The sequence below is a fragment of the Sphingorhabdus sp. EL138 genome (assembly GCF_945882965.1).
Taxonomy (GTDB): domain Bacteria; phylum Pseudomonadota; class Alphaproteobacteria; order Sphingomonadales; family Sphingomonadaceae; genus Sphingorhabdus_B.
The window spans coordinates 16,116-41,916 of sequence record NZ_CAMCWY010000009.1 but is presented as its reverse complement, the minus strand read 5'-3'; the positions used below and the strand labels follow the sequence as shown (position 1 = coordinate 41,916).

Genomic DNA, 25,801 nt, shown 5'->3' with positions numbered 1-25,801 from the left:
TCCGGCAAAATTGCGAATCTAGGGCATACGTATGCACTGTGAAGTCGCCGCCGGTATACGATGCATCGTATAAGGTCAAATAGGGGGCGTATCAATTTACGGGAAAAAGGTTATCCACGGCAGACTTTGCATGAAATGAGCAATAGATTGAACCATCACACTTGCCCCTCTATAGTTAGCCGATGAATGCGAACATCGCCTTGGTTGATGACGACCGGAACATCCTGACCTCCGTATCGATTGCGATGCAGGCCGAAGGATATGTGACGCGGATATATTCGGACGGCGAAACCGCGTTAAAGGCGCTGATCGAAAATCCGGCAGACCTTGGTATTTTTGACATTAAAATGCCGCGTATGGACGGGCTTGAATTGCTTCGTCGGTTGCGCGAAAAAAGCGATATGCCCGTTATCTTCTTGACGTCAAAAGATGAGGAACTGGACGAGGCACTTGGCCTCGCTATGGGCGCCGATGACTATATAACCAAGCCATTTTCGCAACGTCTGTTGATTGCGCGAATGAAAGCCATATTGCGACGCGCAACTTATGACAAGGTCGCTGGCAATGGCGAGGCGGAGCCCGAACCAGAACCCATGGTACGCGGCAAGCTGGAAATGGACCCGGCACGGCATAACGTAAAATGGGACGGTCGGTCGCTGACGCTTACGGTGACAGAGTTCATGATCCTTGAGGCGCTGGCCAATCGACCGGGCGTCGTGCGCACCCGCGATCAACTGATGGACGCTGCGTATCAGGACGACGTCTATGTGGATGACCGGACCATTGACAGCCATATCAAAAGGCTCCGGCGCAAGTTCCGTGAAATTGACCCTGAATTCACCGCCATTGATACGCTTTATGGGGCCGGATATCGCTTTGCAGACAGCTGAGCCCGCTAATCTCCAGCTGGGATGGAGCCGGGGGTTATCGCTGACCGCCCGTATACTTGCCCTAAACATCTTCGTACTTGCTCTGCTGGGCGCCGGTCTGTTCTACCTCGACAGCTATCGCGTCCGGTTAATTGCAGATCGCGAGAACGCAGCCCGCGTTCAGGCCAGCTTCCTGGTATCCAGCCTGCCACTTATCACCACGGAAAAGCGGGACGATTATGTCGCCAAATTCGGGCAATTGAACCTGTCGCGGATCCGGGTTTACGACCAAGATGGAGCGAAAATATTAGACAGCTTTGCGGGCCAACAACCCACTTATGTCTTTCGCGACCCCGACAGCGAACCTTGGCCGAAAATTATAGCACGCTGGATTGACGTCCTATTCGATTTCCTCGTCGGCGCGGCCAAGCTGGACCGCTTTGTTGAGCCTGTAGAAGATATCCCTTCAGCATGGCCGGAAATTCGCGCGGCAACGCCTTCCAAAGCCGCGTCGATGGTGCGCTTTGCGCCTGACCTCACGCACATGATTAGCGCAGCCTCAACTGCGCGCGACGGACGCTTTACGGTGCTGACAACCGCCAATGAACGGGACATCCGCTTGTTCGTCCGGGCAGAGCGGTTCAACGTCGGCATGTTTTTCCTTTTGGTGCTTGGCATCGGCGTTCTGCTTTCCATATTTCTCGCCCGCACGATAGTCCGTCCGTTGCGCCACCTGGCCCGCGCCGCCGTAAAGGTTCGGCTTGGTCGCGCGCAAGAGGTTACCGTTCCCCGCCTGCCCTCGCGCCGCGACGAAATTGGTATGTTGGCACGTGCGCTTTCGGATATGAGCATCGCGCTGCGCCAACGGATTGATGCCACCGAAGCCTTTGCCGCCGATGTCGCGCATGAAATTAAAAATCCGCTTGCGTCTCTGCGCTCTGCACTTGATGGCGCAGAACGGGTTGAAGACCCAAAATTGCGTGAACAATTGATGGACGTTGCAAAAGCTGATGTGCTTCGAATGGACCGCCTGATCAGCGATATTTCCGACGCCAGCCGTGTGGATTCGCAACTGGCCAAAGCAAAGTTTGAGCCTATCGACCTTGGCGACATGATCGAACAATTGCTTCAGGCACGCGAAGACCGGGACAGCGACAAAGACGTCGACATCGCCTTTGCACGACCACGCCGGAAAATCGCTACCGTGATGGGTGAAGATGTCCGTCTTGAACGCATGTTGACCAACTTGATCGACAATGCCGTGTCCTTCTCGCCGCCAGGAGCAGTCGTGGAAATATCTGCGACGCTTGCCGATGAAGACGTTATCATCCGGATTAGCGATGAAGGCCCAGGGGTGCCACCACAAGAGCGCGAGGCCATTTTCCGACGGTTCCACAGCGAAAGGCCAGCGACCGAGAATTTTGGCAAGCATAGCGGACTTGGCCTCGCCATTGCGCGGACAATTATCGAGGGGCATCATGGACGCATTGGGGTACGCGACCGGGTTGATGGCAAAGGCGGGGCCTGCTTCGAAATCGCCTTGCCCTGCGCGGCTGCGGCAACACGCTAATGTCCGACATGGTGCATGGTAGCGCAGTCGCCATTGACGGGAACGGGGTGCTGCTGCTTGGGCCGTCCGGCAGCGGAAAATCAGACCTGGCGCTTCGCCTGATTGACCGCGGGGCAAAGCTGATCTGCGACGACATATTACACATTGAAAGCAGCAACGGTGTGCCACAACTGACCTGCGCGCCGAATATAGCTGGTAAAATAGAAGTGCGTGGCATCGGAATATGCCCCATGGATTTCGTCCATCGCGCGCCACTGCGCCTGATCGTGCAATTCGCGCAGGACGTGGACCGCATGCCGCCGGAGCATCAGAGCATAACCATAGCCGGTTACGCGGTGCCCATGTGCAAGCTGGACCCATTTCAGGCGAGCAGTGCATTAAAGGTGGAATGGGCGCTCCGGTCAGCCATTGACGCTGGGTTGCACCCGGTGGCAAGTGCGGATGCCGCGTCCAACGAAAGCGTAAAAATGTGACCCCGAACACAGCCTCTGAACCGCAGAAAATCCTGCTAATTACTGGTGTGTCGGGTGCCGGTAAGACAACCGCGCTGAAAACGCTGGAAGACTTAGGCTGGGAAACAGTGGACAATTTCCCGATCAAGCTGGCAGGTCAATTGCTTAAAATTCCCGTGCCGGGCGGTGAGAATGGACCAAATGTTCCGCTGGCGCTGGGCTTTGATAGCCGGACACGCGGTTTTGATGCCGAGGCGTTGATTGGGCAAATCAGGAAGCTGCAGGCGCAAGCTGACCTCGAAATAATGATGCTATTTTTGGATTGTGCGGGCGTTGAGATCGAGCGCCGCTACGCCGAAACCCGCCGCCGTCATCCGATGGCGCAAGACCGGCCTGCGATGGACGGCATCGCCATTGACCGGGCCGTGATGGAACCGTTTCGCCGATGGGCGGAGGCCGTCATTGATACAAGCAAACTATCGGCGCATGACTTGCAAGTGGTCATCCGCGAACGGTTTAGCAGCGATACGTCACTGCACTCTAATATCACTATATCAAGCTTTGGCTTTTCGCGCGGAGTCCCGCACAATGCCGACTTGGTATTCGATTTGCGTTTTTTGCGGAACCCGCACTGGGACGGCAATTTGCGACCCATGACGGGGTTGGATGCGGCGGTTGCCGATTATGTTGCCGCCGACCCGAAATATGATGAAGCGATGCAGAAAATCCTTGACCTTCTGCGGTTCCTGCTGCCGCTCTACGACGCGCAGGGCAAGGCTTATGTAAATATCGCCTTTGGGTGCACGGGTGGACGTCATCGGTCTGTGCATGTTGCCGAAACCTTTGGCGCTTGGTTGCGTGCGGATGGCTTTGCCTTGACGGTGGCACATCGCGATCTGACATCAAGACCGATTGACGCGCTGGAACAGCCTGCTAACGGCGCAGATAGATTAACGTCGCGACAAGGCAGCAACATCACATGATCGGTTTGATTTTAGTCACGCATGGGAAACTGGCGAATGAGTTTCTTGTCGCGCTTGAACATGTTGTGGGGTCACAAAAGGACGTTGCGACCATCTGCATCGGCCCGCATGATGACATGGAAGCGCGACGCAATGAAATCGCGGCTGCCATTAAAAAGGTTGATACCGGCAAGGGCGTCATCATCCTGTCCGATCTGTTCGGCGGAACGCCATCAAATCTCTCGATTTCCTTGCTGGATAGCGGACGCGTCGAAGTCATCGCTGGCGTGAACCTGCCCATGCTGATCCGCTTGGATAGCGCGCGCAAAAACTTGGACGTGAAAGAGGCGGTTGCTGCCGCACGTGAAGCGGGACGCAAATATATCAGCGTCGCCTCTGAAGTGCTTGAAGCTTCACGATGACGCGGATTAGCCGCCCCGTCACTATCGTTAACGTAAAGGGCCTCCACGCCCGCGCCAGTGCCAAATTCGTGACATTCGTGTCCCGCTTGCCCGAAGGCATCAAAGTTGAAGTCGAAAAAGATGGGCAATCAGTGACGGGCACATCCATCATGGGCTTAATGATGTTGGGCGCGGCCAAGGGTAGCGAAATCATCATTCATGTCGAAGGCGAGCAGGCCGAGCTTGCCATTGAAAAGCTGGTCGGGTTGATTGTCGACGGTTTTGGCGAAGATTGATGCGCCGTGAAATTACCGGATTTTCCAATCCGCTGCTAAAGGAAATACGCGGACTTCGTGAAAAGAAGCTTCGTAAACGCGCTGGGCTGTTCCTTGCTGAAGGGCTGCGCATTATGACCGAAGCGCGCGCGGCGGGATTTCTTCCCAAAATGCTGTTTCGCGTTAAAGACCGGCCCGTACACACGCTTGAGGTGGCTTTAGAGGCCGATGTGCTGGCCAACAAAGGCGACGTTATCGAAACCAGCGCCGAGATCATGGCCAAACTGTCGGGCAAGAACAACGCCCAGGCCGTAGTTGGCGTCTATCGGGACCATGGAACTGCTTTGGTGGACGTGGACCGCACGGCAGCGCCGATCTGGCTTGTGGCGCAATCGATGCGTGATCCGGGTAATCTAGGCACGATGTTGCGTACCGGCGATGCGGTGGGGGCTGGCGGACTCATCCTGATTGATGATTGCACGGACCCATTTTCTGTTGAGTCCGTCCGCGCCAGCATGGGCGCCATTTTCACGCAAAAGGTGGTGCAATGCCGGTGGGAGGAATTCACCGCATGGTTGCGTGCGGGCGAAGGCCAATTGGTCGGCACCAGCCTGCAAACCGACACCGACTACCAAGCCGCACGCTACCACGCACCATGCTTCATCCTGACGGGTAATGAGGCGCAGGGCTTGCCCGACGATTATGAAGCCGAATGCGACCTGCGCGTCAAAATGCCGATGCGTGGCAAGGCGGACAGCTTAAACGCGGCTGTCGCGACCGCAGTGATGGCCTATGAGGTCCTGAACCAGTTTCGGCACGCCTAAAGGTCAGTTAGGCCTCAGACAGCAGCTTCGCGTTGGTCCTCAATCGGTGGCGACGGCGCCTCAGCTTCGCCATAACGGGGTAAAGCCTCGACCATCGGAATATCTTCCAATTCACGCTTACCGGTTTCGATGTTCAGATCGGCAAATTTTCGGCCCGTTGAAATGACATTGCGTTCGAAGCTGCCGACGAATTTATTGTAGTTATTCACCGCCGACGACAGCCCGCTGCCGACTGATTTCAGATGCTGTGCAGCCACCGCAATGCGGTCATACATTTCCTTGCCAAGCGCCCCGATTTGCTTTGCCTCGCGCGCGAGCCCCTCTTGCCGCCAGACGCTGGCAACGGTGCGGGCGATTGCGACAAGGTTTGTCGGCGTCGCCAGCAGCACTTTCTTATCAAAGGCGAAGTCCCACAATTGCGGCTCATGCTCCAGCGCGGCCGCGAGGAAATGCTCACCCGGCACGAACATGATGACATAATCGGGCGCGTCGGAAAACTGATCCCAATAGGCTTTGCGCGATAGCCCATCGATGTGGTTTTTCATCGATTGCGTGTGGCGCGTCATGGCTACAGCGCGGACATCGTCATCCACTGAGTCAAAAGCATCCTGATAATCATTCAACGACACTTTCGCGTCGATCACTAACGTCCTGCCGCCGGGGACATGGATGACGGCGTCGGGCCGCAGTCGTAAACCATCGCCAACGTCAATGCTGGTTTCGAGGTCAAAATCGACATGTTCGGACAAGCCGCAGCTTTCGAGCACATTTTTCAACTGCTGCTCACCCCAGCGACCACGTGCTTTGGGCGCGTTTCGTAACGAATTCATGAGTCCCGACGCGACGCTCGACACGCGTTCCTGACCCAATCGCATTTCGCCGATTAACCCCTTCAGATCGCCATAGGCCTCGGTCCGGTCCTTCTCGATCTTGCCGACCTGCTCTTCATATGCCTTCAGCTTTTCGCCTACAGGGCCAAGCAATTGCTTCAGCCGCTCCTCATTCTTTTCGCCGGCCTGATGGAAGCGTTCATCGGCGCGTTGCAGGAACGCCGCCTGCGCCTCGCCCAACAATTTCTGCCCAATCTCGACAAATTGTGCGGACAGGTTTTCCTTCGCCTCGCCAAGCGCCGCGATTTGTTCTTCAAAACTCCGCTCGCGTTCTTCCAAACTGGTTTCAAGCCGCGCCAGGCGGTCCTTGGCACTATCACGTTCGACGACCACCTGATCGAGCATAATCCGCAACTGCGTGGTCGTTTCAAGCCCTGCTTTGCCCGTGCGACTGCCTGCAAACCAGCCAAGCAGCAGTCCGCCCAACAAAGCGAAAATCACCACGACAATAACGATTAACGGCTCCAAGGGCCACCTCCCAAATTAGCACCAAAATAGAACGAACGCGGAACATAGACCGTGCGGGGCGGAGGTCAAGTGGCTTCGGCGAAGTCCCGTCGCGACTTCTTAACCCGTGCGTAGCTCATCACGCTCAGCGGCAGCAGGGCGACGTAAAAGACGCCGACACCGATGAGCGCAACCCATGGCGCCGCGACCAAGGTTGCGGTAAACAGGCCAACGCCCGCCAGCGTCATGAAACGCAGGCTGCGCCGCACTTTAATCGACGACCAGCTAAAGGTCGCGACATTGGAAATCATCAACAGCGCGCAAAGCAGCAACCATGGCGCAATGAAGCGGTAATCGCGCACCCAATCCGCGCCGGTTTCAAACCAGATCATCATGGGCAATAAAGCTAAGGCCGCGCCCGGTGGCGACGGCACGCCTGTATTAAACCCAGCGGACTTGTGCGGTTGGTTCTCAGTATCAATCTGTGCGTTAAACCTTGCCAGACGTAATGCCGCGCACAGCACAAAGAATACCGATATGGTCCAGCCAAAGCGCGGCATATCCTGCATCACCCACATATATATGACCAAAGCAGGCGTGGCCCCGAAGGCAATCACATCAGAGAGCGAATCCAGTTCAGCACCAAAACGGCTTTCTCCCTTCAGCATCCGGGCGATACGGCCATCCATGGCGTCAAGCACGCCAGCAATCACGATTGCGGCAACGGCATTTTCCCAACGGCCCTGCATCGCGAACCATGCACCCGACAATCCCGTACACAGCGCAAGGGCGGTGACCGCATTCGGCGCAAGCGCCCGTAAGGGTAATCCCGGACGGGAGGAAACCACGTCCGTCAATGCGCCACGGCAATCAGGTCTTGGTCAACACCGATTTCGCCAAGAACTGTTTCCCCTGCAACGCAACGCTGCCCCTTGATGGCTCGCGACGACGTGCCATGCGGCAAATACACATCAACGCGGCTGCCAAAGCGGATCAAGCCAACACGCTGCCCATTGGCAACACTGTCGCCTTCCTTGACAAAAGCAACGATGCGACGGGCGATCAAGCCAGCGATTTGGGTGAAGCCGATGCGAACGCCATCGCCGCGTTCCAAGAGGAAATGTTGGCGTTCATTTTCTTCGCTCGCCTTATCAAGGTCGGCGTTGAGAAATTTGCCCGCGATATAGACAACACGCTTGATGGTGCCGCGAATGGGTGTCCGGTTGATGTGCACGTCAAACACGCTCATGAAAATCGACACCCGCGTCATCGGTTGATCACCTAGACCTTCAGGCCCGCGCAGTTCAACTGGCGGAAGGACTTGTTCGATCAGCGTGATAAGCCCATCGGCGGGTGCCACGATAAATCGGTCGTCGATTGGCGTCGCACGCGCAGGGTCGCGAAAGAAGGCCAGTGTCCACACGGTGACTGCCGCCATCGGCCAAGCAAGCGTTTCCCATGCCATAAGGGCAAAAAATAGGGTTATACCCGCGGCGATAAGTCCGAACTTGCGGCCCTCAGGATGGATGGGTGGAAACGACCATTTCGCAACCCCGGCACCGCGGTTTGTCAATTCTTGTCTGCTCATTAAACTTAGCTAGGGGATGCGCCGCCATCTTACAACCAAAGATACAATTTCAGCCATTTTCAGACAATGTTGGCGATGCAGTTGAACATATGGCAGACTTTGCTATGGCACCGCTAAAGTTCCTATCTCCCTAATGGAAAGCGCGTTCTGCCATGGCAAAAATTAAGGTCAAAAACCCAGTCGTTGAGCTTGATGGCGACGAAATGACACGGATCATCTGGGAATGGATCCGTGAGCGACTCATTTTGCCATATCTTGATATCGATCTGAAATATTACGACCTTGGCATGGAGTATCGCGACAAGACCAATGATAAGGTCACCGTCGATTCCGCCAACGCAATCCGCGAATTCGGTGTCGGCGTAAAGTGCGCCACGATTACGCCAGATGAAGCACGCGTTGAAGAATTCGGTCTTCAAAAAATGTGGAAGTCGCCCAATGGCACCATTCGCAATATTTTGGGCGGCGTGGTCTTCCGCGAACCAATCGTCATCGACAACGTTCCGCGCTTGATTCCGGGCTGGACTGACCCAATCGTCATTGGTCGTCATGCTTTCGGTGACCAATATCGCGCTACGGATTTCTTGGTTCCCGGTCCCGGAACGCTACGTCTCGTATGGGATGGAGATGATGGGCAAAAAATTGATGAAGAGGTTTTCCGTTACCCGTCGCCTGGCGTGGCGCTTGCGATGTACAATCTCGACGATTCCATCCGCGACTTTGCGCGTGCGTCGTTGAACTATGGCGTAACTCGGGAATGGCCAGTCTATCTGTCGACCAAGAACACGATCCTCAAATATTATGATGGTCGTTTCAAGGATCTATTCCAAGAAGTTTACGAAGCCGAATTCGCAGCAAAGTTTAAGGAACTGGGCATTGTCTATGAGCATCGTTTGATCGACGATATGGTCGCATCGGCGCTGAAATGGTCGGGCAAGTTCATCTGGGCATGTAAGAATTATGATGGTGACGTGCAGTCCGATCAGGTTGCGCAAGGTTTTGGCTCGCTTGGCCTGATGACCTCCATCCTGATGACACCAGATGGCAAGACGGTTGAGGCCGAGGCCGCGCACGGCACGGTTACGCGCCATTATCGTCAGCATCAGCAAGGTAAGGCAACCTCAACCAACCCGATTGCGTCGATTTTCGCATGGACGGGCGGTCTCAAATTCCGCGGCAAGTTCGACGAAACGCCGGATGTAACGCGCTTTGCCGAAACACTGGAAGAAGTCTGCATTCAGACCGTTGAAGATGGCCATATGACCAAGGACCTCGCGATCCTCATCGGCCCGGATCAGGCTTGGATGACCACAGAACAGTTTTTTGAGCAGGTTCGTGCCAATCTCGAAATCAAAATGGGCAGATGGACGTAACTCCAGCGCGTTTGAATATGTAAGAGCGCGGGGGACAACTCCCGCGCTTTTTTATTGCCCTGCCCTTTCTTTCTCCTGTCGCCTGTGCGTAAATGCAAGCCATGGCAGGTGAACTACAAACCGAAGGCATTAGCGATCTGCTCGTCATATTGGGTGCAGCGGGAATAGTGATCCCCGCTTTTGCCCGGCTTCGCATCACGCCCATAATTGGTTTTATATTGGTCGGGATAATGGTTGGTCCAATGGGACTTGGATCCTTAGTGCAACGTTATCCCATGCTCGAATGGGTCACCATCACCAATGCAGAGGCTATTCATCCCATTGGCGAATATGGCATTATTTTATTGATGTTCTCCATTGGTCTTGAGCTATCTTTCCGCAGATTATGGAAAATGCGGCGCTTGGTGTTCGGTGTCGGTGCAGCGCAATTATTTGGCGCTGGCCTAGCTATCGCGGCTGGTCTGTATCTGTTCGGATATGGCGTGACCGCCGCCATCGGCATTGGAATTGCATTAGCGCTCTCTTCCACAGCGTTGGTGCTTCCCATATCGGGTACGCATTCCGCCGTTGGGAAGTCAGCTTTGGCAATGTTGCTGTTCGAAGATTTGGCCATCGTCCCGATATTATTCGTTTTGGGTGCATTGGCGCCACAAGCCGGGGCGGATTCATGGTCAGGTCTCGTCACTATATTGTGGCAGGGAACGCTGGTCATTGTCGGCATGCTTGTGCTTGGTCGCTTTTTCTTGCCCCGCCTGTTCGGACAAGCCGCGCGCACAAAAAGCCCGGAGTTATTTGTATCGGTCAGCTTGCTCGTTGTCATTGTCGCAAGTCTGGCGACGGGCGCGGTTGGCCTTTCGCCTATCGTCGGCGCAATGATCGCTGGCCTGTTAATTGCCGAAACCGATTACCATAGCGAAGTCGAAGCGATGACCGCACCATTCAAAGGGCTGGCACTGGGCGTGTTCCTGATCAGCATCGGTATGCAGGTTGATCTGAGCTTTGTGGGGGCCAATTGGGTGGCTTTGGTGGGTGCGGTGTCGGCGGTGGTGTTCATCAAGGCAAGTGTCACCGCAGCTTTGTTAAAGCTGAATGGCGCGCGCACGGGCACAGCGACAGAAACCGGCGTTCTTATGGGCAGTCCGTCGGAAACAACTTTGATCGTGCTAGGTGCCGCAGGCGCCGCTCAGATTATTGACGCTGCCGCAATCAATTTCTGGCAAGTGGCAACCGCGATTGGCCTGACGATCACGCCCATATTGGCGCGGATCGGTCATGATATGGCCCGCCGTCTGGAATTGCGCGAGAGCGATGATGAGGTGCACGAACAAGACCCAACGCAAGAGCCGCGAACGGTCGTGATCGGCTTTGGCCGAGTCGGAAAGCTGGTGGCCGACATGCTGACCACCCACGGGCAGCCTTATGTTGCCGTGGAATCCAATGTCGACGCCGTAACCGCCGCGCGGCGCGGGGGTTATAAGGTTGTTTATGGCGACATATCACGGCCCGAAACGCTGGATAAATTGGGATTGGGCCATGCCAAGGCACTTATCCTGACAATGGACCAGCCGGTATTGGCCGAACATATCGTCAAGCGCGTCCGTCAATGGTTGCCCGATATAACGATTGTCGCGCGCGCCCGTGATCCGGACCATGCCGCGCGGCTCTATCAAGCGGGCGCAACCGACGCCGTGCCCGAAACGCTGGAAAGCTCGCTTCAGCTAACGGAAGCCGTTCTCGTCGATCTGGGCGTTGCCATGGGCCCCGTCATCGCGTCGATCCACGAAAAGCGCGATGAATTCCGGCGGCAGATAAAGGAAGCCGGGGGCCTTGAAGAGACCCCCAAGCTAAAACTTACCTCTTAACCAACGATTTTTGCCTTAATCGCATCCAACGCCGCTTGCGCCAATTCAGCGCCTGCTGGACCGCCGCCTTGCGCCATGTCGGGGCGTCCGCCGCCGCCTTGCGCGCCCATGGCCTCGGTCGCCACACGCACAAGGTCAGGCGCGGTCACAGTGCCATGCAAGGCAGGTGAGACGGCAACCACAACCGTGTTGCTGTTTTCATTCGCGGCGATGATGGCGACGATGCCACTGCCAATGGCCTTCATCTGGTCATCCGCCAGGCCGCGCAGCATTTTTGGTTCAATGCCCGCGATAACTTGCCCCATGAAGGTGATATCACCGATGTGTTCGGCCTCTACCTTTGGACCACCGCCACCGGACAGCGCGAGCGCAGTCTTTGCTTCGGACAGTTCCTTCTCCATCCGCTTGCGTTCGTTGATCAGCGTTTCGATACGCACGCTTACTTCGTCCGGCGCAGTCTTCAACATTGCGGCCACATTCTTCAACTGTGCCTCGCGGCCAACAAGCCATAAGCGCGCCGCCTCACCCGTTAGCGCCTCGATGCGCCTAATGCCGCTTGCAACTGCGCCTTCGGAAATGATCGTGAACAAGGCGATGTCGCCCAATGCGTTGACATGCGTGCCACCGCACAGTTCCAACGAATAATGCGTGTCCTCGCTCTTGCCCATCGTCAAAACGCGCACTTCTTCGCCATATTTTTCGCCAAACAAGGCAAGTGCGCCAGCGGCTACGGCGTCATCGGGAGTCATCAACCGTGTTGTCACCGCGTCGTTGCCGCGGATTTGCGCGTTTACATCGGCCTCGATCATCGCAATTTCTTGCAACGTCACCGCCTGGTTATGCGAAAAGTCGAACCGCAGGCGATCCGGTGCCACCATGCTGCCCTTTTGGCTCACATGTTCGCCCAAGCGGTGGCGCAACGACGCATGCAGTAAGTGCGTGGCGCTATGGTTGGCGCGCAATGCGTTGCGGCGCGCAGTGTCGATTTTCAGCGTCACGAAATCGCCGACTTTGATCTCGCCTGTGCCAATCGTGACCTGATGCGCATGCAGTCGGCCCAAGGGCTGTGCCGTGTCCGTCACTTCGCCGCGCATATTGCTGCTGGAAATAACGCCTGCATCACCCATTTGGCCGCCGCTCTCGCCGTAAAATGGTGTCTGGTTAGTGATAACCGTGACTGTGTCATTGGCGACCGCCGACTGCACCTCAATGCCGTCATTGACGAGAGCCACAACCTGCCCCTCGCCTTCGTTTGCGGCATAGCCTGTAAACTCCGTGCTGCCGACGCGTTCGGCAATGTCAAACCAGACATCGTCCGACGCCTTCGCGCCGGAGCCCTTCCACGCAGCCCGCGCCATGGCTTTTTGACTATTCATCGCGGTTTCAAAACCCGCCTGATCAATACCAAAGCCTTGCGCACGCAAAGCGTCTTCGGTCAGGTCATAAGGAAAACCATAAGTGTCATACAGCTTGAAAGCCGTGTCGCCTGCCAAAATATCGCCCGGCGTCATGCCAGCGGTCGCTTCGTCGAGCAGCTTAATGCCCTTATCAAGTGTCCGGCGGAACTGCGTTTCCTCCTGCTTCAACGTCGCCTCAATCATGGGCTGCGCACGCAATAGTTCGGGGTAAGCCGCACCCATTTCGGCGGCAAGGCTTCCGACCAGACGATGCATCAATGGCTCTTTTGCACCAAGAATATGCGCATGGCGCATGGCGCGGCGCATGATCCGCCGCAGGACATAGCCGCGACCTTCATTCGACGGCATCACGCCATCGGCCAGAAGGAAACTGGTCGAGCGTAAATGGTCCGCAATGACGCGATGACTGGCCTTTTGATCGCCAACCGCCTTTGTACTCGTCAGCTCCTCAGAGGCGTTGATCAATGCCTTGAACGTATCGGTGTCGTAATTGTCCGGCACGCCTTGCATGACCGCAGCGATCCGTTCCAGCCCCATGCCCGTATCAATAGACGGCTTGGGCAATGGCACGTCGGTGCAGTCGTCCTGCCGTTCAAACTGCATGAACACGAGGTTCCAGATTTCTACAAAACGGTCGCCATCTTCATCCGGGCTTCCCGGAGGGCCACCGAAAATATGGTCGCCATGGTCGTAGAATATCTCGCTGCACGGTCCGCACGGCCCAGTGTCGCCCATCGACCAGAAATTGTCGTTGGTTGAAATGCGGATAATCCGCTCTTCAGGCAGGCCGGCAATCTTGCGCCACAGGTCAAACGCCTCATCATCGGTGTGATAGACGGTGGTCGTTAACCGTGCTGGGTCAAGCCCCCATTCCTTCGTCAACAAGTTCCATGCATGGGTAATCGCCTGCTCTTTGAAATAATCGCCAAACGAAAAATTGCCGAGCATTTCAAAAAACGTGTGGTGCCGCGCGGTATAGCCCACATTGTCGAGGTCGTTATGCTTACCCCCTGCCCGCACGCATTTCTGGCTAGAGGCAGCACGCGGCGTTTCGCGACTTTCAAGGCCGGTAAACACGTTCTTGAACGGCACCATCCCGGCATTGACGAACATCAATGTCGGGTCATTATAGGGCACGAGCGGTGCAGACTGCACTATGTCATGATTGGCACCACCGAAATAATCGAGGAAGCCGCGGCGAATGTCATTGGTCGATGTCATAATGACTGCGACTTAGGGAACGACTCGCCGCGCTGCAAGCCGGATATGCAGTTTGCGGCGGCCATCACGCATAGGCATAAGGTCCGCCCTTTTGCAGGGCGGTCTGATACGCTGGGCGGGCATGGATTTTTTCGACGAAAGCAGTGAGGTTTGGCAGGTTTGCAGCCCGGCCCATCTTGACTGCTGCTTCGGCCGGAAAACTCATCATAATGTCAGCGCCAGTGAGGGTATCGCCAACAAACCAGCCCGTCGCTTTCAAATTTTCTTCCATGAACGCAAAATGGCTTTCAAGCTGCTCGTTAATGCGCGGATGCAAGGGTGCAGCAGCATCGCCCAACCGCGCCGTATACAGGTTCAACAAGATCGGCGTCATCGCCGAACCTTCGGCAAAATGCATGAACTCCAGATAGCGGATGTGCGCGTCAGTGCCGCGTGTAGGGACAAGGTGGCCGCCATTATGCCGTTCGCACAGATATTCCACGATTGCGCCGGATTCGAAAATCACATTGCCATCATCTTCAATCAACGGCGATTTACCCAAGGGATGGACATTCAAAAGCGCTTCGGGCGCAAGATTGGTCACAGCATCACGGGCATGCTGGCGGATTTCATAAGGAATGTTCAATTCTTCGAGCAACCACAAGATACGTTGTGAACGCGAATTGTTGAGATGGTGTAAGATGATAGTCATAGCTGCTTCCTTAAATATGGTCGTAATTTTGATGCATTTGCACGGCGATTTCGCGCACCAGCTTGGCGGCGACTATGGCGGTAATGTCGTTCACGTCACGCGCAGGGTTAAGTTCGACGATGTCCGCGCCGACAATTCGCGCGCGTTGTTTGGCGATAATGGACAGGACTTCGCGGACCGTTAGGCCGCCGGGTTCGGGATGCGCCACGCCGGGCGCTTCGGACGGGTCAATGCCGTCAAGATCAACGCTGATATACAATGGGCCGTCAAGGATGGGCACCATCGCGGCTTCGAAATTACCTATCGGCAGAATTTCGACATTGAAACGGTCGGCTTGTTCGCGGCAGTGCGTATTCAACGTGCGAACACCCACCTGTACGATATGCTTTGCATGCCCCCCTTCCATTATGCGCGCGAAGGGCGAGGCATGGCTGCGCGGATTGCCTTCGAAATCGGCATATAGATCGGGATGCGCATCAAAATGCAGGATGTTCAGCGGTCCATGCCGCGCAGCCAGCGCTGCAACGATGGGGTATGTCACCGCATGATCACCGCCAAGCAACAGCGGAATAGCATCTGCCTCCACGCTTTTGGTCACCGCCTGCAAAATCAATGCGTCATCGGCAGCGCAGTCAACGTCCGATAACGGCAAATCGCCGAGGTCCTTGAGTATAACGTCAGTGCCAATCTCAAGGCCGGATTGCGCGAATAGATTGCCCCGGTCGCTCCATAATGCCGCGCGGATGGCCGGGGGGGCCAATGCTGCACCGCGCTCAAATGAGCTGTTCTGATCAGTCGGCAAGCCGATAAGATGAATGATGGGCCCCATGCCGATCGTTGTGCCCCACCCATTGTGCCTGTCAAGAACTTAGCGCCCGTGCGTCCGCCTATGCCGTAAAGACAGCACGGGGACGTATCTACCGACCTTCACGCAAATGACCCGCCCCGGGGTGGACCAGGGCGGGTCGAAAGCAGCGGACTCAGGCAAGGCCGCGCTTGTTCTTAAAAACCTTAAGCATCGTCTTCCGCGTCTGGCCCGGTCATCAGGACCTCAGCGACTTCTTTTGTCTTTCCGCGAATGGCTGCTTCCAACCGAGCCGCAACCTCCGGATTTTCGGTCAGATAGCTTTTCGAATTCTCACGACCTTGGCCAATACGAATCGAGTCATAGCTAAACCAACTACCCGATTTTTCTACCAACCCCGCCTTCACACCCAGATCGAGCAGCTCACCCGTTTTGGAAATGCCTTCGCCATACATGATGTCAAATTCGACCTGTTTGAATGGCGGCGCGACCTTATTCTTTACAACCTTCACACGGGTCGCATTGCCAACAATATCTTCGCCTGCCTTGATCTGGCCTGTGCGGCGAATGTCCAAACGCACCGATGCGTAGAATTTCAGCGCATTGCCGCCCGTTGTGGTTTCTGGCGAACCATACATCACCCCAATCTTCATACGAATCTGGTTGATGAAGATGACCATGCAGTTTGATCGGCTAATCGAACCTGTAATCTTGCGCAGCGCTTGGCTCATCAACCGCGCCTGCAAACCCACATGGCTATCGCCCATTTCGCCTTCGATTTCCGCGCGCGGAACAAGTGCCGCAACCGAGTCGATGACGATGATGTCCACGGCGTTTGAACGCACCAAAGTGTCGGCAATCTCAAGCGCTTGTTCGCCAGTATCTGGTTGCGACACGATCAAATTGTCCACGTCGACGCCAAGCTTCTTGGCATAGCCGGGATCAAGCGCATGCTCTGCGTCGATGAATGCCGCCGTGCCGCCTGCCTTTTGCGCCTCTGCAATCACGTGCAGGGTCAGTGTCGTCTTACCCGAACTTTCAGGGCCATAAATTTCAATCACGCGTCCCTTGGGCAATCCACCAATGCCAAGTGCGATGTCCAACCCAAGCGAACCCGTCGACACAGCATCGATGCTAATCGCCTCACGACTGCCAAGCTTCATCGCCGAACCCTTGCCGAATGCGCGATCAATCTGCGCCAATGCTGCTTCTAGGGCCTTTTCACGTTCCGAATTTTTCATACCGTTTGCCTGATTCCCATCAATTATCTTGAGACTAGCTGCCATTTTTCCACTCCTTAGCGTCACGCCTATTCCGAAAGACTTCCCCGGAACACCTGATATGTACGCTTTATGTTCTAAAAGAACAAGAGTGGAACAAGTAAATTTACATCTTTTATTTCAGTACCTAACCCAATCATCTTTCGCAAGCGCGTCGTGAACCGCTTCTGTAATGCGCTTAACAGAAAATGGCTTAGCCAAGAAAGCGACATTGTCGAGGCTGATCTGTTCGCGCAATCGGCGGCTATATCTTGTTCAAAACGGCCCGTTACCCGATAAAATCCTGCTACGCAGAGTTAAGGCGCAGCTGACCATAGCCTTGGGCTGGAACGCAACGGAATATTTGTCAAAACTTCGTGATTGCCATTCAGGTTCTGCCTCGAACCCGCCGAAACTTCATCTGCCCTACCGAAGTGACTTCGACCGCCGACGCCATTTGGCACTTACACGCCACCGCCAAAACCAGGCGGAGAGGAAATAGCCAATGGCGGCCATCACAATCGAAATAATTGCTAGGCCAGCTAACCCCTGAACGAGTGCAAGTGGCGCTTCATTCCAGACATAATCAACCCAAGCGGATAAGGGCGCAGCCGTTTCAACAAGTTCATAAAAGCGCCCGGAACCATTGTTTAACCGCAAAACGGATTCACCGACATAGATTGACCCGAAGAGGATAAATGGCGTGGTCGCTGGCATGCTGAGAAAAGTCATTGCCGCGCCGATCGGAATATTGGCACGCAGCGGCAGCGCCAATAACGCTACGCCAGCAATTTGAACACCGGGTACCAGCAGGAAGATGCCGACGAGCAGGCCAAGCGCGACGCCGCGCGGCACCGAACGGCGCGTAAATCGCCACAATGCCGGGTGGAATACGCGTTGGGCAAAAGGACGCAGAAAACGGCTGCGTTCAAAGCTGTCGCGAGTCGGCGCTTGCTTATGTAACCAGGCGTTGAATTTGCTCATCCGCGATCCCGCATAATTCGTCCTTGTTCCCGTTTCCAGTCGCGCTCTTTTTCCGTCGCACGCTTGTCTGGGGCCTTTTTACCCTTTGCCAACGCCAGTTCCACTTTCGCCCTACCCCGGCCGTTGAAGTAAATCGACAGCGGAACGAGCGTCATACCTTGACGCATGACCGCTCCATGCAGCTTGTTTATTTCACGTTCGTTAAGGAGTAATTTGCGCGGGCGCTTCGGTTCGTGATTGAAACGGTTGCCATGACTGAATTCAGGAATATTAGCATTAATCAGCCATATTTGATCATCACGAACTTCGGCGTAACTCTCGGCAATTGAACCCTCACCAAAGCGTAAGGATTTTACCTCGGTACCGGTCAGGACAATGCCAGCTTCATATTTGTCATCAATATGAAAGTCATAGCGCGCCCGCCGGTTCTCGGCGACAGTTTTGACCTTGTTAAATGCTTCCGGCTTTGGACGAGTCATTAGATGAGACCTGCATTCTCCAAAGCGGCATCTACCTGACGACGGCTCGCCTCACTCGGCGGCGTCATTGGCAAACGCAACTCCGTCGGGAAACCTTCGATTACCCTCGACAAAGCATATTTGATTGGACCGGGGGACGCATCAGAAAACAATGCCAAATGGAGGGGATAAAGCTTGTCGTTCAGTTGACGCGCCAAATCATAGTCGCCTGAGGCACAAGCCGCCTGAAACTGCGCGCATAGCTTCGGCGCGACATTTGCCGTCACCGAAATACAGCCTTTGCCGCCCGCCGCGTTGAAAGCGAGCGACTGTTCATCGACGCCTGACAACAGACAGAAGTCCGGCCCACACGCCAAACGGTGGTCGGTGACACGCGGCATATCGCCACTGGCATCCTTAATGCCGATTACGGTTGGCAACTTTGCCAGACGGGCGACGGTTTCCGGCTTGATATCCGTCACCGTACGCGCCGGCACATTGTATAGCAGTATAGGCAAATCGTTCTTTTTCGTCATATGTTCGAAATGCGCGTATATGCCCTCTTGATTTGGCCGGTTATAATAAGGCGCAACCACAAGCCCAGCGGCGGCCCCGCTTTTTTTGGAAAAGTTGAGGTGCAAGACAGCGTTATTTGTGTCGTTTGAACCGCAACCAGCGATGACAGGCACGCGCCCAGCGGCTTGCTCGATGCATATCTCAATGACACGATGATGCTCCGCGTTAGACAGTGTCGACGCCTCTCCTGTGGTTCCTGCGGGCACAAGCGCGCTTGAGCCTTGCTCGATTTGCCAATCGATTAACGCACGAAAATGCTTTTCGCTAAACGCTCCGTCGCAAAAAGGAGTCACTAGAGCCGGTATTGATCCGGAAAACATATTATACGACTTTCATTCTGATCCAAATTGAACGCTAAGCTTATCATAGTCGCTTGTTCAGCGATTGATAAGGTTGGGGTCCATAATATGTCCGGCATGGTAAAGCACCTTCTTTCAGCAACGGCACTCATTATTTCATGCGCTACACTCGCCTCCGCGCAGCAATCCGACGGGATCATATGGAAACCCGGCACTGGCAGCGGACAAACGTCTGCGCCATCCGGACAACCAATGTCTTCACCGGTCATTTACGACCCAAGCGAGGGCAAAATCTCCGCCGCGCTGCAGCGATGGAAAATGTTAGGCGCACCCGGCAATTTCAGCTTTAACGATTATGCATCATTCCTCATGCTGTACCCGGACTGGCCAAATACTGACGACATGCGGCAGAAAGCGGAACGGGCGATCAATCCCCTATCTTACTCTCCAAACCAATTAGTGGCTTATTTTGACCGCTTGCCGCCAGTCACCAATGAAGGTCGCGCAAAATTTGCGTTAGCGCTGGATTCTGTTGGCGATAAGGCGCGTGCCCAAGCGCAAGCGCGCGAAGCTTGGCGCGGTGGCGCACTAAGCGACGAAGATGAAGGTCGGGTTTTCCGCATCGCCAGCGGCACGCTGACATCCGCCGACCATGATGCACGAGTTGACCGGCTGTTATGGTCAGGATCGACGCGCAGTTCCGAACGCTGGGTCGCATTTACCTCACCGCAGCGTCGCCCTGCGTTTGCGGCTGCGCTTGCAACGCGAATGAAATCACCCGATGCCGCGTTAAAGGTGCAAGAAGCAGGCGCATTAGCGAACACCGAAGCCAGTCTGCTGGCGGCGCGGGCGGACGCGATGCGTGCTGCTGGTGACAGCTTTGCAGTGCGCGAATTGCTTGCAAACCGAGGGAATCTGGTCGCACCGGTGCCTGTCCCTAAGGATTGGTACCAATTGCTACTCACGCATGCACGCGCTGCCGAAATTGACGGCCAATATGACGTGGCATATCGCATCGCATCGCGTGTGGACGATGCCGTCCCGGCTGGCCTTGTAATGGCGGATCAGGATCTGCCGACGCGGGATCGATATACCAGCCTCACTTGGCTGGCCGGATCGTTGGCTATGGACCGTTTGGGCCGCCCTCGTGATGCCGTAAACATGTTCGAACGCTATGCGACTGCCGCAAAAACCCCACAAACCCGATCAAAGGGTTTTTATTGGGCGGGCAAGGCCGCTGCGAAGGCTGGAGACCCTTTAAGCGCGACACGCTATTATGAGCAAGCAGCGGCATATTATGAGAGCTTTTTTGGCCAGTTGTCTTTGGAGCAGCTGCGTCATCCCTTACCGCAAGTTCCGCACGTGGCAGCTACCCCGCCAGTTCTGACAGACGGGAATGTCCCCCCTGTGCATCTGGCAGCGGCGTTGGCCGCAAAATATGGCAGCTGGCGTGACCAGAGTAACTTTTTCAGGGCCATTGCCCGCCACGCGGATGACCGTGACGCATATACGGCTGCTATCGGCCTGTCGCAAGCGCTTGCCCGTCCGGATCTGGCAGTGATGGCGGGTCGTGCAGCGCGCACCGATGGCATCCCCGATTTGCTGGGCAACAGCTACCCCACCGTCAATGTTCCAGCGGCGCATAGCCAGACCTGGACGCTCGCCCATGCGATCATGCGTCAGGAAAGCCAGTTTGACCGCGCCGCCGTCAGCCACGCAGGAGCACGCGGCCTGATGCAGTTGATGCCCGGAACAGCCCGGGAAACATCGGGCAAAATCTCAATGGCCTATCGTCCGGATGCGCTGACCATTGATACCGATTACAACATCGCCTTGGGCGCCACCTATATTGAACGCATGCTCGATTATTATGACGGAAGTTATCCGCTCGCCATCGCCGCCTATAACGGCGGTCCGGGTAACGTGAACAAATGGCTCAGCACCTATGGCGACCCGCGCACAGGCAGCATCGACATGTTGGATTGGATTGAGAAAATCCCGCTCAGCGAAACCCGCGATTATGTCTACCGCGTTTTGGAAAACGCGGTGATGTATGACCATCTCCACCCCGAAAAGGCGCGCGTGCGCTCGGCAACGCCGCTCGGCACCTATTTGGGTAAATCGACACCGGGTTAATGCATGGCCGAGCGCACCAACCCGATTACCCCAGCCGGATTCGCGGCCTTACGCGAACGCTATGAACAGCTGTTCGCCATCGACCGCCCCACAGTGGTTGAAATCGTCCATTGGGCCGCAGGCAATGGCGACCGAAGCGAGAATGGCGATTATATCTATGGCCGCCAAAAGCTCCGCGCGATTGACCAGGAATTGGGTCAGTTGTCCAAAAAGATGAAGGTCGCGCAAATACTCGACCCATCTAAGCAAGAAGACCGAAGCCGCATATTCTTTGGCGCGTGCGTCACGATTGCGGATGTCGATGATGTTGAACGCACGATCACAATCCTTGGCGACGATGAAGCCGATGCCAGCAACGGTCGCATAGGCTGGAACGCACCCCTTTCCCGTGCCCTACGCGGCGCGCGCGTGGGTGATGTCAAAACCGTGAATTTGCCCACAGGGCCCAAAGAATGGGAAATACTACGGATAGACTATCCCTTGGGGGAATAGCCAATCGTCCGCTGCGCCAACGCTACAACCGCTGGATCGGCCTCCGGAAACTCCTGCGGTACGCTCTTCTCTAATTCTGCGATAACATGCGAAAGGACCGCAATCCGGGCCGCCTTTTGATTATTGCCGTCGATAACGGTCCAGGGTGCCCAATGCGTATGCGTGCGCTTGAACATATCCTTTAGCGCGTCGAGATAGTCGTCTCGCTTTTCGCGATTGCGAAAATCTTCTGCAGTGACTTTCCATCTTTTGGTTGGATCATCCAGCCTTTCCGTCAGAACCTTGTCTTGTGTTTCGGAGGTCACATGCAGGAATATCTTGATAATCTTCGTGCCAATCTCGCCTTGACGCGATTCAAATTCGTTGATTTCGTCATAACCGCGCCGCCATTCGGCTTCGGTGCAAAATCCCTCGATACGCTCAACCAGCACGCGGCCATAGTGACTTCTGTCCCAAATGCTGATCTCTCGTTTACCCGGCAATTTGTTCCAGAAGCGCCACAGGAAATGCTTGTCCTTTTCTTCTGAGGTCGGCGCAGAAATAGGGAATACCTTATAAAAGCGCGGGTCAAGCGAAGAGGTCATGCGCTTGATTGCGCCGCCCTTGCCAGCGGCATCCCAGCCTTCGAAGATGATCAAAGTGCGCGCATCATGCAGGATGTGCAATGCTTGTAGCTTGGACAAGCGATCCTGAAGCCTTTTCAGGTCCTTGTCATATGTGCCGTCATATATATATATTTTGCCGGCTTCAAACTTGGAAAGGTCAATGGACATGCCCGCGTTCGAGCATCTATTGCACAGACAAACAAGCGAAAGCGCAGCTCAGTCCCCAAAAGGGACAGATCCTGCTGCTGATTTTGTCCCTGATATCAGGCCTTGGGCGGTTGTTCCACAACGCGAATGTGCAATTCGCGCAACTGCTTAGCCATCGCAGGCGACGGCGCGCCCATCAAAAGGTCCTCGGCCCTCTGGTTCATCGGGAAAAGCGTGATTTCGCGCAAATTCTGCACGCCGCACAAGAGCATGACCATCCGGTCCACCCCTGCAGCCATGCCGCCATGCGGTGGCGCACCAAATTGGAAAGCGCGATACATGCCGCCAAAGCGATCTTCAACATCCGCCTGCGTCAGACCCGTGAGTTCAAACGCCTTGACCATCAAATCTGGGTGCTGGTTCCGGATCGAGCCTGAGGCAAGCTCATAGCCGTTACAGACCATGTCATATTGATACGCCTTGATTGTGAGCGGGTCCTGCGTTTCGAGCGCCTGTAGCCCGCCCTGTGGCATTGAGAAGGGGTTGTGCGCAAAGTCGACCTTTTTGTCCTCCTCACTCCATTCGTAGAAGGGGAAGTCGATGATCCAGCAAAAACGGAACGCGTCCTTTTCAATCAGGTCAAGCTGCTCGCCCGTCCGCGTGCGCGCCGCGCCAGCCAGCTTTGCCGCTTGCTCTTCCTTGCCAGCGGCAAAGAAGCAACCATCGTCGGGTCCAAGGCCGATCGCGTCATATAAAGCGCGCATCCCCTCTTCGCCATGGTTCTTGGCGATTGGACCGCCAAACTCGCCACCCTTGCGGGTGACATAACCAAGTCCGGCATGGCCTTCGCTGCGCGCCCATTCGTTCATATCGTCGAAGAATTTACGGCTCTTGTCCGCAGTCTTTGGCGCAGGAATGGCACGGACAACGCCGCCGCCTTCAACAACGCGTTCAAACAAGCCAAAGCCCGAGGTTTTGAAATGATCGGTAACATCGTGGATGATCAGCGGGTTGCGCAAATCGGGCTTGTCAGTGCCGTAATCTAACATCGACTTTGAATGCGGGATGCGCGGGAACTGTCCTGCTGGTGTCACTTTTTTGCCGTCGGCAAATGCTTCGAACACACCTGCCATCACTGGCTCCATCGTGTCCCAGATTTCTTCTTGCGTGACAAAGCTCATTTCCAGATCAAGCTGGTAAAACTCGCCCGGCAAACGGTCGGCGCGCGGGTCTTCATCGCGGAAGCATGGTGCGATTTGGAAATATCGGTCGAAACCGGCGACCATCAACAGTTGCTTATACTGCTGTGGCGCTTGCGGCAGTGCAAAGAATTTTCCGGCGTGGATGCGGCTTGGTACAAGAAAGTCGCGCGCGCCCTCTGGGCTGGATGCCGTAAGGATGGGCGTTGAATATTCGGTGAAGCCGATATCTTCCATCCGGCGGCGCGTTTCGCGAATGATCTGCGTGCGCTTAACAATGTTGGCGTGGAGCGTTTCGCGGCGCAAATCAAGAAAGCGGTATTTCAGCCGCGTTTCTTCAGGATATTCTTGCTCACCGGCGACCGGCAATGGCAGTTCTTCCGACTTGCTCAGCACCGTGACGCTGCGGGCGAAGACTTCAATCTGCCCGGTCGGTAGATGGGCATTGACCGAGCTTGCACTGCGGGCCTTCACGTCACCGTCAATGGTGATGACGCTTTCGAGGCGCAAAGCCTCCAATATCGGCAAAGCGGGGCTATCGGTATCGGCCACGATCTGCGTCATGCCATAATGGTCGCGCAGGTCGACGAACAACACGCCGCCATGGTCGCGCTTACGGTGGACCCAGCCCGACAGGCGGACGGTTTCGCCCACATGGGAATCGCGGAGTTCAGCGCATTTGTGCGTACGATAAGCGTGCATTGTTGGCTCAATTCAAAAAAGCTGTGGAAAGCGGGCCTGTCAACAGTGCAGCGGCACTTTGTCAAGTCGTGAATGGGTGCTAGGGCGATGCCCAATGCAGATTCATCCACTCATCACTGACAGCAAACGCCTCGCCGAATTGTGCGCACGCCTTGCACAATCGCCATTTGTTGCGGTCGACACCGAATTTATGCGGGAAAACACGTATTATCCCGACTTATGTTTGGTTCAACTGGCCGACGCCAATGAGGCAGCCGCAATTGACCCCAAGGCCGAGGGTCTTGACCTGACGCCAATGCTTGAGCTGTTGTGCGAAAATGAGGATGTGTTGAAGGTTTTCCACGCGGGTGGGCAGGATATCGAGATATTCTTCAACCTGACCGGCAAAACCCCCTACCCCATGTTCGACACGCAAATTGCCGCCATGGCGCTAGGTCAGGGTGAGCAAGTCGGTTACTCAAACCTCGTCGAACTGTGGATGGGTATCCAGTTGGACAAGGGGGCGCGTTTTACCGATTGGTCACGGCGTCCGTTGGATAAACGCCAAATTGATTATGCCATTGCCGATGTGACGCATTTGTCCGTCATCTTTCCGATGATGCTTGAAAAGCTTAAGATAACGGGGCGGGGCGCGTGGCTGAATGACGAAATGGAGCGGATTTCCAACGCCGCCAATTATCGCAATGACCCCGAAAACGCGTGGGCACGGATTAAAGTGCAATCGCGCAAACCCGAAGTGCTTGGTCGCCTTCAAGCGATGGCAGCCTGGCGCGAAAAAGAGGCGCAGCGCAAAAACATCCCACGTGGACGGATTATGAAGGATGAAACGCTGGCCGATATCGCCGCGCATCCACCCAAAAGTCAGGCCGACCTGCCCAAAGTGCGCGGCCTATCGCCCGCATGGCGCGACAATGAAATTGGTGCGCGCCTGATCGGGGTGATTGAGGCGAGCCAGCCCATGGCGCGTGACAATTTGCCAGACCGTGCCCGATCATCTCCCGGCGGTGGCAAAGACGGTTCGCTAGTCGCCGATCTGCTGAAGCTATTGCTCAAAATCCGGTCCCGCGAAATTAACGTGGCCCCGCGCTTGATTGTGCGGACAGAAGAGCTTGAGCGCTTGGCCGCTGGCGAGCGCGACGACCTTGAAGTGTTAACGGGATGGCGTTTTGACCAATTCGGGCGCGATGCACTTGACCTTGTCGAAGGACGGTTGGCCTTTGCCGTGGTCAATGGCAAGCTCAAGATGACCCTCACGCATGAAGAAGACATGGTGCGGGAAACACCGGCTTAGGGTCA

The 25,801-nt window shown here is 55.5% G+C and carries 24 protein-coding genes; 12 read left to right on the top strand and 12 right to left on the bottom strand.

Going from position 1 to position 25,801, the window contains the following annotated elements; translation table 11 throughout:
• Positions 1-182: 182 nt before the first annotated feature.
• Genes Q0N43_RS05495 through Q0N43_RS05465 form a run of 7 tightly spaced genes read left to right on the top strand, consistent with a single transcriptional unit; the run spans position 183 to position 5,353 of the window.
• The gene (locus Q0N43_RS05495; RefSeq protein WP_295443668.1) at positions 183-890 is read left to right on the top strand and encodes a response regulator transcription factor; all 708 of its coding nucleotides are present in this window, start codon (positions 183-185) and stop codon (positions 888-890) included.
• On the top strand, positions 859-2,439 hold the full coding sequence (locus tag Q0N43_RS05490) for an ATP-binding protein (RefSeq protein ID WP_295443665.1): 1,581 nt from the start codon (positions 859-861) through the stop codon (positions 2,437-2,439). The genes Q0N43_RS05495 and Q0N43_RS05490 overlap by 32 nt, the downstream gene beginning before the upstream one ends.
• On the top strand, positions 2,439-2,912 hold the full coding sequence (locus tag Q0N43_RS05485) for an HPr kinase/phosphorylase (protein ID WP_295443662.1): 474 nt from the start codon (positions 2,439-2,441) through the stop codon (positions 2,910-2,912). Before Q0N43_RS05490 ends, Q0N43_RS05485 begins: the two co-directional genes overlap by 1 nt.
• Complete coding sequence (gene rapZ, locus Q0N43_RS05480; protein WP_295443660.1) at positions 2,909-3,874, top strand: RNase adapter RapZ; 966 nt, start codon at positions 2,909-2,911, stop codon at positions 3,872-3,874. Before Q0N43_RS05485 ends, rapZ begins: the two co-directional genes overlap by 4 nt.
• Positions 3,871-4,275, top strand: coding sequence for a PTS sugar transporter subunit IIA (locus Q0N43_RS05475; RefSeq protein ID WP_295443658.1), 405 nt, complete (start codon positions 3,871-3,873; stop codon positions 4,273-4,275). Before rapZ ends, Q0N43_RS05475 begins: the two co-directional genes overlap by 4 nt.
• Complete coding sequence (locus tag Q0N43_RS05470; RefSeq protein ID WP_295443656.1) at positions 4,272-4,550, top strand: HPr family phosphocarrier protein; 279 nt, start codon at positions 4,272-4,274, stop codon at positions 4,548-4,550. Before Q0N43_RS05475 ends, Q0N43_RS05470 begins: the two co-directional genes overlap by 4 nt.
• The gene (locus Q0N43_RS05465; RefSeq protein WP_295443654.1) at positions 4,550-5,353 is read left to right on the top strand and encodes an RNA methyltransferase; all 804 of its coding nucleotides are present in this window, start codon (positions 4,550-4,552) and stop codon (positions 5,351-5,353) included. The genes Q0N43_RS05470 and Q0N43_RS05465 overlap by 1 nt, the downstream gene beginning before the upstream one ends.
• A 14-nt stretch (positions 5,354-5,367) precedes the next feature.
• Here Q0N43_RS05465 and Q0N43_RS05460 read toward each other — a convergent pair whose 3' ends face one another.
• From Q0N43_RS05460 to Q0N43_RS05450, 3 genes are all read right to left on the bottom strand, one after another.
• The gene (locus Q0N43_RS05460) at positions 5,368-6,711 is read right to left on the bottom strand and encodes a DNA recombination protein RmuC (protein WP_295443652.1); all 1,344 of its coding nucleotides are present in this window, start codon (positions 6,709-6,711) and stop codon (positions 5,368-5,370) included.
• A 65-nt stretch (positions 6,712-6,776) separates the two neighbouring features.
• Positions 6,777-7,538, bottom strand: a complete 762-nt coding sequence (locus tag Q0N43_RS05455) for a phosphatidylcholine/phosphatidylserine synthase (RefSeq protein WP_295443650.1) — start codon at positions 7,536-7,538, stop codon at positions 6,777-6,779.
• A gap of 5 nt (positions 7,539-7,543) precedes the next feature.
• On the bottom strand, positions 7,544-8,278 hold the full coding sequence (locus tag Q0N43_RS05450) for a phosphatidylserine decarboxylase (protein WP_295443648.1): 735 nt from the start codon (positions 8,276-8,278) through the stop codon (positions 7,544-7,546).
• A 152-nt stretch (positions 8,279-8,430) separates the two neighbouring features.
• Here Q0N43_RS05450 and Q0N43_RS05445 point away from each other — a divergent pair, with 152 nt between their 5' ends.
• Together Q0N43_RS05445 and Q0N43_RS05440 are read left to right on the top strand one after the other, a co-directional pair.
• Positions 8,431-9,651, top strand: coding sequence for an NADP-dependent isocitrate dehydrogenase (locus Q0N43_RS05445; protein ID WP_295443646.1), 1,221 nt, complete (start codon positions 8,431-8,433; stop codon positions 9,649-9,651).
• Between the two features lie 101 nt (positions 9,652-9,752).
• Positions 9,753-11,513, top strand: a complete 1,761-nt coding sequence (locus tag Q0N43_RS05440) for a cation:proton antiporter (RefSeq protein WP_295443820.1) — start codon at positions 9,753-9,755, stop codon at positions 11,511-11,513.
• On the opposite strand, the gene alaS is transcribed toward Q0N43_RS05440, so the two are convergent.
• The 7 genes from alaS to dapA form a co-directional block, all read right to left on the bottom strand.
• On the bottom strand, positions 11,510-14,152 hold the full coding sequence (alaS, locus tag Q0N43_RS05435) for an alanine--tRNA ligase (protein ID WP_295443644.1): 2,643 nt from the start codon (positions 14,150-14,152) through the stop codon (positions 11,510-11,512). The two genes, Q0N43_RS05440 and alaS, sit on opposite strands and share 4 nt — an antisense overlap.
• Positions 14,153-14,216: 64 nt before the next feature.
• Positions 14,217-14,843 carry a glutathione S-transferase gene (locus Q0N43_RS05430; RefSeq protein ID WP_295443641.1) on the bottom strand — a complete coding sequence of 209 codons (627 nt, stop codon included), beginning with the start codon at positions 14,841-14,843 and terminating at the stop codon, positions 14,217-14,219.
• Positions 14,844-14,853: 10 nt separating this feature from the next.
• Positions 14,854-15,672, bottom strand: a complete 819-nt coding sequence (speB, locus tag Q0N43_RS05425) for an agmatinase (protein WP_295443639.1) — start codon at positions 15,670-15,672, stop codon at positions 14,854-14,856.
• 182 nt (positions 15,673-15,854) lie between these two features.
• Positions 15,855-16,934, bottom strand: a complete 1,080-nt coding sequence (gene recA / locus Q0N43_RS05420) for a recombinase RecA (RefSeq protein WP_295443637.1) — start codon at positions 16,932-16,934, stop codon at positions 15,855-15,857.
• Positions 16,935-17,333: 399 nt separating this feature from the next.
• On the bottom strand, positions 17,334-17,891 hold the full coding sequence (locus Q0N43_RS05415) for a DUF2062 domain-containing protein (protein ID WP_295443635.1): 558 nt from the start codon (positions 17,889-17,891) through the stop codon (positions 17,334-17,336).
• The gene (gene smpB, locus Q0N43_RS05410; protein ID WP_125230014.1) at positions 17,888-18,370 is read right to left on the bottom strand and encodes an SsrA-binding protein SmpB; all 483 of its coding nucleotides are present in this window, start codon (positions 18,368-18,370) and stop codon (positions 17,888-17,890) included. Before smpB ends, Q0N43_RS05415 begins: the two co-directional genes overlap by 4 nt.
• A complete protein-coding gene (gene dapA, locus Q0N43_RS05405; RefSeq protein WP_295443631.1) occupies positions 18,370-19,245 on the bottom strand; it encodes a 4-hydroxy-tetrahydrodipicolinate synthase in 876 nt (291 codons plus the stop codon). Before dapA ends, smpB begins: the two co-directional genes overlap by 1 nt.
• 231 nt (positions 19,246-19,476) lie before the next feature.
• On the opposite strand from dapA, the gene Q0N43_RS05400 reads away from it, so the two are divergent.
• Positions 19,477-21,360, top strand: coding sequence for a lytic transglycosylase domain-containing protein (locus Q0N43_RS05400; RefSeq protein WP_295443629.1), 1,884 nt, complete (start codon positions 19,477-19,479; stop codon positions 21,358-21,360).
• Between the two features lie 3 nt (positions 21,361-21,363).
• A complete protein-coding gene (locus Q0N43_RS05395) occupies positions 21,364-21,852 on the top strand; it encodes a GreA/GreB family elongation factor (RefSeq protein ID WP_295443627.1) in 489 nt (162 codons plus the stop codon).
• Here Q0N43_RS05395 and Q0N43_RS05390 read toward each other — a convergent pair.
• The gene (locus Q0N43_RS05390) at positions 21,834-22,625 is read right to left on the bottom strand and encodes a polyphosphate kinase (RefSeq protein WP_295443625.1); all 792 of its coding nucleotides are present in this window, start codon (positions 22,623-22,625) and stop codon (positions 21,834-21,836) included. The two genes, Q0N43_RS05395 and Q0N43_RS05390, sit on opposite strands and share 19 nt — an antisense overlap.
• Positions 22,626-22,720: 95 nt before the next feature.
• A complete protein-coding gene (gene aspS / locus Q0N43_RS05385) occupies positions 22,721-24,505 on the bottom strand; it encodes an aspartate--tRNA ligase (RefSeq protein ID WP_295443624.1) in 1,785 nt (594 codons plus the stop codon).
• Positions 24,506-24,599: 94 nt separating this feature from the next.
• Here aspS and rnd point away from each other — a divergent pair, with 94 nt between their 5' ends.
• A complete protein-coding gene (gene rnd, locus Q0N43_RS05380; RefSeq protein ID WP_295443622.1) occupies positions 24,600-25,796 on the top strand; it encodes a ribonuclease D in 1,197 nt (398 codons plus the stop codon).
• The last annotated feature ends 5 nt before the right edge of the window (positions 25,797-25,801 follow it).